Here is a 10,850-nt window from a genome sequence, read left to right as displayed (position 1 = left end):
TAAATCCACTCATAAACGCACGAGCTTTAAAATGTTCTCCTACATATTCACTATTATGAAAGTCAGCAGTTGGAACCATGTATACATCGATATCATTTTTTTCCATTAACACTCTTAATTGAGCAATTCTTTCTTTTACTGTCATCTTCCTTACTCCTTTATAATTTATTTTCTAAATCTACTTTCTTTTACAATTAAGCGGAAAAATTCTTTGTTAATTTACAGTTAATTAATAAAAGTTAGTACACTTACTATTTTAACACATAACACTATGCTTTTCAGCAATATGACAAAATATATAAAATTTTTTCAAAATACTAAAAATAACGTTATTATAAAGACAAAGACTACAGCAACAATATCGCTATAGCCTTTCTTCTAAATATTACTTATTTTAATAGTTCTTTGAAATAATCAGTTGATTTTACTAAAGAATCAATAATTGCAGGCTCACCTGAAGAGTGACCAGCCACAACAATATCTAATTTACAGTTATTTAATTTTTTACTTAATTCGTAAGCACCTATTGCTCGACAGTCAACATCGAAACGACCATGAGCAATAGTAGTAGGGATATCCTTAATTACATCTATATTACTTAAAATCCAATCATCATCATCCCAGAACATATTATTCATCCAGAAGTGGCATTCAATCGTCGCCATAGAGATTGCATAATTAATCTCACCAAAGCTTTGCTCTAAGTTAGGATCCGGATGTAATGTCACAAGACTACCTTCCCACATACTCCATTCTTTAGCAGCAACTTCTCTCGTTTGTCTATCTTCACTTGTAAGACGTTTATAATATGCTCTAATCATATCATGACGTTCTTCTTTAGGAATGATACTCTCATATCTTTCAAAAGATTCAGGATGGATATTGCTAGCTCCTCCTTTTTCATAGATCCATAAAATATCCTCTCTACGTCCTAGGAATATACCACGTAAAACTAATCCAAGAACACGTTCAGGATGTTTAATGGCGTAACAAAGAGATAAAGTAGAACCCCAACTTCCACCGAATACTAACCATTTTTCAATATTTAGATCTTCTCTTATTTTTTCCATATCCTCTATGATATGCCAAGTATCATTATTTTCTAAACATGCATGTGGAGTAGATTTTCCACTTCCTCGTTGATCAAATAGAATTATACGATAGAATTCAGGATCGAAATATTGTCTACAACTTGGAGCTGTTCCGCATCCAGGACCCCCATGTAAAAATACTACCGGTACCCCTTGAGGATTCCCACTTTCCTCATAATAAATCGTATGAGTATCATCAACCTTTAACATTTTAGAGAAATTCTCTTTAATAGCAGGATATAACGTTCTTAACTCTGCCATACTAGCACCTCCTATTGTGCATTTTTTATTACACTTTAATTTTATCATAAAATCAATATTTTTTCATTATTAATAAAAAATAAAATTTTATATTTTATATATTATAAAAATAAGATATTTTTTACATATATACTACTGCTATTTATAATTAAAATATTTCACATAATATTATAAAAAACTCAATATTATCATTATATTTTAACAACTGCTTATTTATTTTATACAAAAATAATAAGTAGGAATTTACATCCCCACTTATTATTTAATATTTTTATTCTTCTACTAGTGTTTCACCTTCACGTAATTCTACAAGAGAAGCTAGTTTTTTCTCAAATATAAATACTAAAGCAGCTACTACTACGCAGACAACACCAATTCCTAGTGAAAGTTTGATAATAGGCACTTCTGCCACTGCTGCATATAGGAAACTATATCCTTTTGCAGCCCCAAATGTTGCTACAATCCAAACAGCCATCATGATTGATAAAATGTGTTTTGGCGCATATTTAGATACGAAAGATGGTCCAAGTGGAGAGAAGAACATTTCTGCTACACTCAGAACAATAAAGAATAATACAACCCAAAGAATACTAGCTTTTTGAGTTTCAGGTGCTCCTACACCACGACTTACTTCTGTTAATGCTAGAACACCAAACGTTGCTCCAAGAAGGAATAACGCGATTGATGCTTTTTTGTATAGACTCCAGTCTCCTTGTGGACGATTAGCAAGTTTATACCATAAAGCCCCTAAAATTGGACCTAAAGCAATACAAGCAAAAGCATTAAGCGAGTCTAACCATGAAGTTGGAACTGTAAATGTACCTAATTTATCATCAACAAATTTCGGCATGTAATCATATAGAATTACATAAGTTAAGTACCAGAAAGTCCAGAAAATCACAGACAATAATGAAATTATAACGATTGAATATACTCGACGAATTTCATATTTTTCCAATGAACGATTAACTTTAACTTTAGTTTCGTGTTTTTCTTCACCTTCAGCAAATGGACGTTTTCCTACTTCACCTAAAGATTTATAACCTAAAATGAACCAAATAGCTCCAAAGAGACAAAGCAATCCAGCTATTTTGAAGCATTGCAGATATCCATTTGAACTTGCTGTAGCAAGTTTAACATATAAAACCCCAACTGCCGTAGTACCAACGAAAGACCCCATGTTAATGAATGAATACATTGTTGAGAAAGCATCGTCTTTACGTTTTTGATCTCCCTCAAAAATTCTCCCTACTACCGCTTGAAGGTTACCTTTGAAAAATCCAGTTCCGATAGAAACTAAAACAATCATTGTCCACAATGAAGTGTATGAACCTACAAAACCTGCATAACCATAACCTAATCCCATTAATGTAAGACCTACTGGAATCAGATATCTGGCCCCTATCAACTTATCTGCGATAAAACCTAATAATACTGGCGCAAGATAAGTGAATGCTACTAAGTTCGACTGCATCGCAGCACCTTCAACTTTCCCTAGTCCAAGACCACTTTCGCCCATTCCTCCAGAAATCACAGCTGCTGTAACATAAATGATAATCAGCCATTTAGAAGAATAGTATGCACAACGCTCTATCCCGAACGTGATTGAACTCATATAAAAACCCCACGGTTTATGTTTAACCGTTTCTGACATAAAAACCCCTTCTTTCTTTAGTGGATAACCACTTTTTTTCTTTATTATATCACAACATATTTTATCATTCAACTATTTTTTTGAAAACGATATAAGTATTTATTTATCACTATTGAAATTAGTTATTCTAAATGTTATAATTATATTAAAGTTCATAATATTTTTAAAGGAGTTGTATAATATGAAACTTTCAAGAACTAATAAAATTTTATCTAAAATGAAAGAACAAGGAATCAATCAAGCACTTATTAGCGATCCTTATTCAATCTTCTATTTAACAGGGCACCTAGAGCATCCAGGTGAAAGATTTTACGCAGTACTTCTTGATGAAAACGGTAATCACAAACTATTCATCAATGCTTTATTCCCATTGGAAAAAGATCTTGGATTAGAAAAAGTTGTATATTCTGATACTGATAAACCTATAGAAATTCTAGCTAAATCTATTTCTAATGGTGCAGTAGTTGGTATTGACAAAGTCCTTCCAGCTAGGTTTTTACTACCACTTATGGAGTACCTACCTGAAAATAAATTTGTTGACGTATCACAAATCGTTGACCGCGTTCGTATGATTAAAGACGAAGAAGAAAGAGATCTTATGCGTCGTGCTTCTCTTCTTAATGATGAAGCTTGTCAACGAGTTATCAACAGTATCGCTGCTGAAAAATCTGAAAAAGATATCGTTAAAGACTTACTAGCTATCCACGAAGATCTTGGTGTTGAAGGTCTATCATTTGATCCAATCATAGGATACGGAGCAAACGGAGCTAACCCTCACGGAACAGTAGGAGACAGATATTTAAAACCTGGTGATTCTATCATTATCGACATGGGTGGAATCAAAGATAATTACTGTTCTGATATGACTCGTACAGTATTTTGGAAACAACCAAGTGAAAAAGCTCGCGAAGTATTCGAAACTGTATTAGAAGCTCAAAAACGTGGTGTTGCTCTTGTTAAGCCAGGAGTTAGATTCTGCGATATCGATGCAGCTTGTCGTGATTACATTACTGAAAAAGGATACGGAGAATTTTTCACTCACCGCACAGGTCATCACATCGGACTTGAATGTCACGAATACGGCGATATCTCAAGTGTAAATGAAACTAAATGCGAACCAGGTATGATTTTCTCAATCGAACCGGGTATCTATCTTCCAGGCGAATTCGGTGTTCGTATTGAAGATCTTGTTCTTGTAACAGAAGACGGATGCGAAGTTCTAAACAAACTTAACAAAGAATTAGTTGTTGTAGGGGAATAACTAATAATAATCTAATAGTCACAAATAAATCACTAAAAAGTTTTTTAAATTAAGATATATCATAATAAGACGATTGATATTTTTATCAATCGTCTTCTCCTTTATTATTCAAAGTTTTTCTTTAAAAATTCACCTACAATATTCCAATATTGATCTCTAAATTTTCTTTCGGCCTGAACGTGTTTCATACCTGGGAAACTGTGAAATTCTTTTTTAGAATTTATTAAATCATAAGCAGCCTTCCCATGTTCAATCGGTACAAAACCATCTTCTTCCCCGTGTAATACTAATGCAGGAAGTTTAGTTTCTTTTAAAGCCTTTGTTGCATCAACATCACCAAAAAAGTATCCTGCACGGATTTTTGTCACAGTATTTGCTGCAGGAATTACAGGGAAACTTGGTAAATTAAATAATTTTTTCAATTGATATGTAAATTCTACATTTAAATTCACATATCCACTATCTTCTATAAATGTTTTTACATTAGATGGTAAATCCTTACCTACTGCATTCATTACTGTAGCAGCTCCCATACTAATACCAAATAATGCAGTATCAGCTCCATTGTTTTCTGCCGATATTTTCTTAACCCAATTTACTAAATCATCAGAATCATAACCACCCATAGAAATAAAATTACCTTCACTATTACCATGTGCAATTAAATCTGGTGCAAATACACTATAACCCATATCATAGAATTTTTTTATGTAGTTTGCCATTTTCTTAGCATCACTAGTATATCCATGAACAACAAAAACCCATTTTTTCGCATTAGGGTTAACAAATTTATAACCAACTAATTTATTCTTAGTTACCGATTGCATCTCAATGACCTGCTTCGTTTCATCAAACCACTTGTTTACTGCTGTTTTATCTTCTTTACTACCGTCACTATCCTGGTTAACTATAGCGCTCTTATCAACTTTTGGATTCAATCCAAAATTATAGAAATAATTCCCAATAAAGCCGAACGCAACAACTAGTACAACTAATAACGTCGCTAATATTTTTTTAAAATGTTTTTTCACTTTTCTTTACCTTTCATATTCAATTTAATAAAACTATTATACTATTCCTTTTGCTAAAAGTAAACAAAAAATAACACTAATAGGGATTTTGTATATCTCCTTTAGTGTTACCCTTCTTATTCTTTTCCATATTTTTCCTTAATTGCATCGGCTACAATCATTCCAGTAAACCATGCAACCATAAGATTATACCCACCAATTTCTCCGTGTAAATCTAAAATCTCTCCAGCAAAATATAAATTCTCTATTTTTTTATGACTACATGTTTTTGGACTTACTACCTTAAGATCTACTCCACCAGCAGTAGTAAATGCATATTCTAGTGGCATAGTTTTTACATTTGTTAATTCATAACGTTTAATTTTCTCAACAAATTTTCTTAATTCTTTTTTACTAACATTTTCCGGGAAATATTTTTCTAGCATAAAGTTATAAAAACTTTTCGGTAATTTCCCATGTAAAAACTTATTATTTTCCCAAAGTTTAGAAAATAGCACTTCCTCATTAAGCTCAGGATAAAAATCTAAATAAAACTTATCTTCTGGATAACGAGCTACAAATTCTCCCATAGATATTGATAATGGCCCACTTAAGCCTTTATGGGTGAATAGTAAGTCTCCGCTTCTTTCATTTTTTTTATGGAACATCCTCACATTTTGCAATGCAACTCCTGATAATTCTCTGAAATCATCAAAAATCAATGCTACTTCACTAGGATATATTTTAGTAATTTTTACACCATGTTTTTTTAATATTTTATGCAACGAACCATCGCTTCCACTTTGCGGATATGTCTTTCCACCTGCACAGACAACAATATTCTTTCCATAGTACGTATCAACATTTGTTTTCACTCCAACTAACTTATCATCTACAAATACTAAATCTTCTACTTTTTCTTTAAAGTTAATCTTTGCATGGTCAATCTTAAAAGTATTAACTACATCTCTAGCCTTTTCACTAGCAGGATAAAGCCTTCTATTTTCTTGTTTTAATTTTAAATTATGTTTATCAAAAAATTTCTTAATATTATATTTATGATATGCACTTCTTAAAAATCTACCATTATGAACAGCAGCGACAAAATCTTCTGCATTATCACTACTCATCACATTACAACGCCCATTACCCGTTAAAAGAAGTTTAATCCCCGCTCTTCTATTTTGTTCGAGTATCAGCACTTTTAAACCACTGTCGTTAAGTCTATCTGCTATCATAAGCCCTGCGCTACCAAGACCTATTACAATTACATCATATTTCATTTCAAGTCTCAACTTTCTCTTATTTTAATCAAATATCACTTAATTATACCATTTTATCTATTACTTTCAAATCCTTGAATATTCTTCAATAATATTTTTAAAAATATATCTACTTCTTATTGGAATTTTTCCTTATTTTGTAATATACTAGAAAGTATATGTTTAAATTGAATTTTTTATAAATTTATAATAATGAAAGATTTTAACTTGAACAACTTCGAAATAAAGGATTTTAAATAATGAAACTAAAAAAAATTAGTATTTTGATTTTACTTCTTATATTTCTAATTCCAAACTTTTCAAAAGCTGATGATACATTTTTAGATAACAATGCAGTTACAAACTTCAGCGATGTTAATGCTCACCTTGTTGTTTCGGAATTAAATACAGGTAAAATCATTTCTAAACGCGGAGAAAATGAAAAAGTATCTGTAGGTAAACTACCAAACTATCTTGCCCTTTACCTACTTGCTGATAATTTAAAAAATAATAAAATAACATTAGAAACACAACTTACAATTACATCTAATGATGAAATCTTATCAAAATACAAATATGAGTCATCAATCACTGTCAAAGATGCAATATTCTTATTAGAAAATGAGAATTCTAATAGCTTAAATCAGGTTGTTTTCAATCACTTTAATGTGGATATTGAAAAAGCTAAAGACATACTAGGGGCTATGTCTCTTCATGATACACAATTAGAATCACTGGATAATAGTGAAAAAAATACTAGTACTGCAAAAAATATTTCTTTCCTTACTAGTTTAATACTAAAAAGTTATCCTAAGATTACAGAAATAACAAAAAATCCAGAATTTACTCTATCTACTGGAGAAACAATCAAGAATACTGTTGAATTTAAGGAGTCTGATAAATTTAGAGTTCTTGGTCTTGATTATTCTGATAAGAATAGTGTAACTTATGCATACAGTGGTAATACTAAATTAGTCATCACCGTGTTAAATCAAAACGATGATAAAGCATCATATTTTGAAAAACTTCAAAAAACTTATGATTACTTATTCACAAACTATAATTACAAACTTGCACTTAAAGCTGGTACTTATACAATCAACAGTGAACGTATCACATTTGAAAATGATATTTACGATTTATTTTATGAAAAACATTCAATAAGAGATGTAACGTACTTGCTTATGAATAAAAAAATTCTTCTTTTCCAAAAATATGAAACAATATCTGCTAATGAAGGAACTGTCTTTGCTGACTTTAAATCTAATGATACAGCTGGAAAACTTGCAAAAGTAAAAGCAACTTTCATTAACGATGATAACTTTAATAATAAAGGAAATCTAGAAAAAACTACTATCATAATAGATCGTACCAAGTTCTTTGCTACTGGTGTACTAGCTATATATACGCTTGTTTTCGCCGCTTTATACGTAATGAAACAAGCTATTAGAAAGGATTAACTATGGATCAAAATAATTTAGTCTTCGAAGTTGATGGTGCAATATATGAGCTTGTCTACAATTTCAAAGATGCATTTCAAAAAGAAACATTTGAAGAAAAATTAGTAGATGTACTAAAAAATAAACCCTACATAGTTGGAGATATTTCTCATGATAAACTGCGACTAAGTGGATTTATTTTAACTAAAGATAACAATAATCCCAAAAATATCAACAACCTAGAAGATTATATACTAGAATATTGTAATTTTGGAGCACCATTTTTTGTTGTAAAAAAAAGAAATTCATAAAATTGAAACCTAAGATGATATTATCTCACCTTAGGTTTCTTCTTATTTCCAAACTCAATAAAAGTATCTATTTAAATAAATTTAGCACAAACTGCCTCTGGTACAACTACCTCAGAAGCAACAACAGTTAGCTCTCCTGTTTTCTTATTAACTGTATAAACTGTAATTGTTCCACTATTCTCATTTGTTGCTATAGCTAAGTTATTATCCTTTGATAAATCAAAATCTCTAGGACCTTCACCAAAAGTACTAACAGTTTGAACTATCTCTAGTCCTTTGTCAGTATTTTCAAAGACAACAATTGCATCTTGCCCTCTATTTGAAACATAAATAAATCTATTGTCATTTGAAATTTTTATAGCACTACCTTTGTTTTCTAGTACAAAATCTTTTGGCAATGTAAGATAATATGTTGGATTTGTTAGGTTTCCTTCTCCATCATAATCAAAAGCGATAATTTCACTAGTAAGCTCCGTCATAACAAAAGCTTGTTTTTCATCACTACTAAAAACTATGTGGCGTACTCCACTTCCATCTTTAACTTTAAAAGTAGCTACTTTTTCTAAAACCCCTACATTAAGCTTATACGATGTAATCTCATCAGTTCCTAAATCACATGAGAAGACATATTTTTCACTTGGGGAAAATCCTGAAAAATGCACATGAGGTTTCTCTTGTCTTTCATGTACTCCACTTCCTTCGTGATGATCTGTTGATAAGAGTTTCACAAGCTCCCCATTTTCAACAGAATAACTATCAATCGTACCTAAATGATAGTTCGCTGATAATAAAGTGTTTTTATCCGAGTTTAACTCCACGTAACAAGGAGGATTTCCTTCTTGGACAACCGATGTTAATTCTTTCAAATCATCATTTTCTTGAACTTTAAAGCTTGTAACAGCACCTTTTCCATCTACTCTTGATACACTATATAAATATTTATTATCATTAGACAATGCTAAATACGTTGGATTGTCAACCTTAGCTACACTTCTAACTTCTAGTACTTTCCCCTCTTCAGATAGCTCAACTAAATATATTCCTTCACTATCTTGTTTTGTGTATGTTCCAATATATGCTCTTACCATTATTTTTCCTCCTACTTTCTATAAACTTATTATAACATTTTCCAAAAAAATTTTATAAAATTTTCTCTTGCCTATAGTTCGTATAAATCAAAATTATCATTTTTTTTGAAAAGTTAAAATCTCATTTCACGAATTTTCTACCCTTTCATAAAGTTAAAATTCGTTTTTAACTGTTTTTTCGTTAAAAAATCAATATTTCACCAGAAAAATCCACAAAAATTCTAACATTTAAGATTTTACATATCTTTAACTTCTTGATATAATAGTTTATATTAATAAAAGTATATTTTAGGAGGAAAACCGTGAAACACGAATTTATATTAGTTCTTGACTTCGGTAGTCAATATAACCAACTTATCACTCGCCGTGTACGTGAGCTTGGTGTATATTCTGAACTACACGACAATGAAATTTCTATTGAAGAAATCAAAAAAATGAACCCTAAAGGAATTATCCTTTCAGGTGGACCTAACTCAGTATATGAAGAAAACTCACTTACAATTGATGATGAGATTTTCAACCTAGGTATTCCAGTATTAGGAATTTGTTACGGAATGCAACTTATGCAACACAAACTAGGAGGAAAAGTAGAATCTGCGACTAGTAGAGAATACGGAGCTCACAATGTTGACGTAACTCCAGGAGCTAAATTATTCAAAGGTACTCCTGCAACTCAACAAGTATTAATGAGTCACTCTGATAAAGTTGTTGAACTTGCTGAAGGATTCAAAGTTGTAGCGACAAGTGATAACTGTCCTATCGCAGCTGCTGAAAATGTAGAAAAAGACTTCTACTGCTTCCAATTCCACCCGGAAGTACGTCACTCAGAATACGGTTATGACTTAATTAAAAACTTCATCCGTAATGTATGTAAATGTACTGAAAACTGGACTATTCAAAACTTCATCGATGAGAAAATTAAAGAAATTCGTGCGGAAGTTGGAGATCAAAAAGTTCTTTGTGCATTATCTGGTGGTGTAGACTCATCGGTTGTTGCAGCCTTATTAGATAAAGCAATCGGAGATCAACTAATCTGTATGTTTATCGACCACGGTTTACTTCGTAAAGGTGAAGCTGAAGCTGTAATGAACACATTCAGTAAAGAAATCGAAGGTGGATTCAACATGAATCTAATTAAAGTCGATGCAAAAGATAGATTCCTCGGAAAACTTAAAGGTGTAAGTGACCCAGAACAAAAACGTAAAATTATCGGTAATGAATTCGTTTATGTATTCGATGAAGAATGTGCTAAACTACACGACGTACCATTCTTAGCTCAAGGTACTCTTTACACTGACGTTATCGAATCTGGAACTAAGAATGCTCAAACAATCAAATCTCATCACAACGTAGGTGGATTACCAGAAGACATGCGTTTTTCTCTGATCGAGCCACTTAACACTTTATTCAAAGATGAAGTTCGTGCATTAGGTGAAGCACTTGGTCTTCCTCACGAAATCGTTTGGCGTCAAC

General features: G+C 31.6%; 9 protein-coding genes. 4 read left to right on the top strand and 5 right to left on the bottom strand.

Annotation, left to right across the window (positions count from 1 at the left end):
• Positions 1-389: 389 nt before the first annotated feature.
• Together pip and RWQ73_RS06870 are read right to left on the bottom strand one after the other, a co-directional pair.
• On the bottom strand, positions 390-1,352 hold the full coding sequence (pip, locus tag RWQ73_RS06875) for a prolyl aminopeptidase (RefSeq protein WP_314086221.1): 963 nt from the start codon (positions 1,350-1,352) through the stop codon (positions 390-392).
• 271 nt (positions 1,353-1,623) lie between these two features.
• A complete protein-coding gene (locus RWQ73_RS06870; RefSeq protein WP_314407569.1) occupies positions 1,624-3,006 on the bottom strand; it encodes a peptide MFS transporter in 1,383 nt (460 codons plus the stop codon).
• A 181-nt stretch (positions 3,007-3,187) separates the two neighbouring features.
• On the opposite strand from RWQ73_RS06870, the gene RWQ73_RS06865 reads away from it, so the two are divergent.
• A complete protein-coding gene (locus RWQ73_RS06865) occupies positions 3,188-4,267 on the top strand; it encodes a Xaa-Pro peptidase family protein (protein ID WP_314407568.1) in 1,080 nt (359 codons plus the stop codon).
• Positions 4,268-4,371: 104 nt separating this feature from the next.
• Here the strand turns inward: RWQ73_RS06865 and RWQ73_RS06860 are convergent, their stop codons facing one another.
• Complete coding sequence (locus RWQ73_RS06860; protein ID WP_314407566.1) at positions 4,372-5,298, bottom strand: alpha/beta fold hydrolase; 927 nt, start codon at positions 5,296-5,298, stop codon at positions 4,372-4,374.
• A 116-nt stretch (positions 5,299-5,414) separates the two neighbouring features.
• Positions 5,415-6,560 carry an aminoacetone oxidase family FAD-binding enzyme gene (locus RWQ73_RS06855; protein WP_314407564.1) on the bottom strand — a complete coding sequence of 382 codons (1,146 nt, stop codon included), beginning with the start codon at positions 6,558-6,560 and terminating at the stop codon, positions 5,415-5,417.
• Positions 6,561-6,799: 239 nt separating this feature from the next.
• Between RWQ73_RS06855 and RWQ73_RS06850 the strand changes: the two genes are divergently transcribed.
• Together RWQ73_RS06850 and RWQ73_RS06845 are read left to right on the top strand one after the other, a co-directional pair.
• On the top strand, positions 6,800-7,999 hold the full coding sequence (locus tag RWQ73_RS06850) for a hypothetical protein (RefSeq protein ID WP_314407562.1): 1,200 nt from the start codon (positions 6,800-6,802) through the stop codon (positions 7,997-7,999).
• A gap of 2 nt (positions 8,000-8,001) precedes the next feature.
• On the top strand, positions 8,002-8,289 hold the full coding sequence (locus tag RWQ73_RS06845; protein ID WP_314086235.1) for a YutD-like domain-containing protein: 288 nt from the start codon (positions 8,002-8,004) through the stop codon (positions 8,287-8,289).
• Positions 8,290-8,360: 71 nt separating this feature from the next.
• On the opposite strand, the gene RWQ73_RS06840 is transcribed toward RWQ73_RS06845, so the two are convergent.
• Positions 8,361-9,377: a lactonase family protein gene (locus RWQ73_RS06840; RefSeq protein WP_314407561.1), complete on the bottom strand. Its 1,017-nt coding sequence runs from the start codon at positions 9,375-9,377 to the stop codon at positions 8,361-8,363.
• 302 nt (positions 9,378-9,679) lie between these two features.
• Between RWQ73_RS06840 and guaA the strand changes: the two genes are divergently transcribed.
• On the top strand, positions 9,680-10,850 hold a 1,171-nt coding region (gene guaA, locus RWQ73_RS06835), incomplete at its 3' end, for a glutamine-hydrolyzing GMP synthase (RefSeq protein WP_314407559.1).

The sequence above is a fragment of the uncultured Gemella sp. genome, assembly GCF_963525875.1.
Lineage (GTDB): Bacteria > Bacillota > Bacilli > Staphylococcales > Gemellaceae > Gemella.
This window is presented reverse-complemented; position numbering and strand designations above follow the sequence as displayed.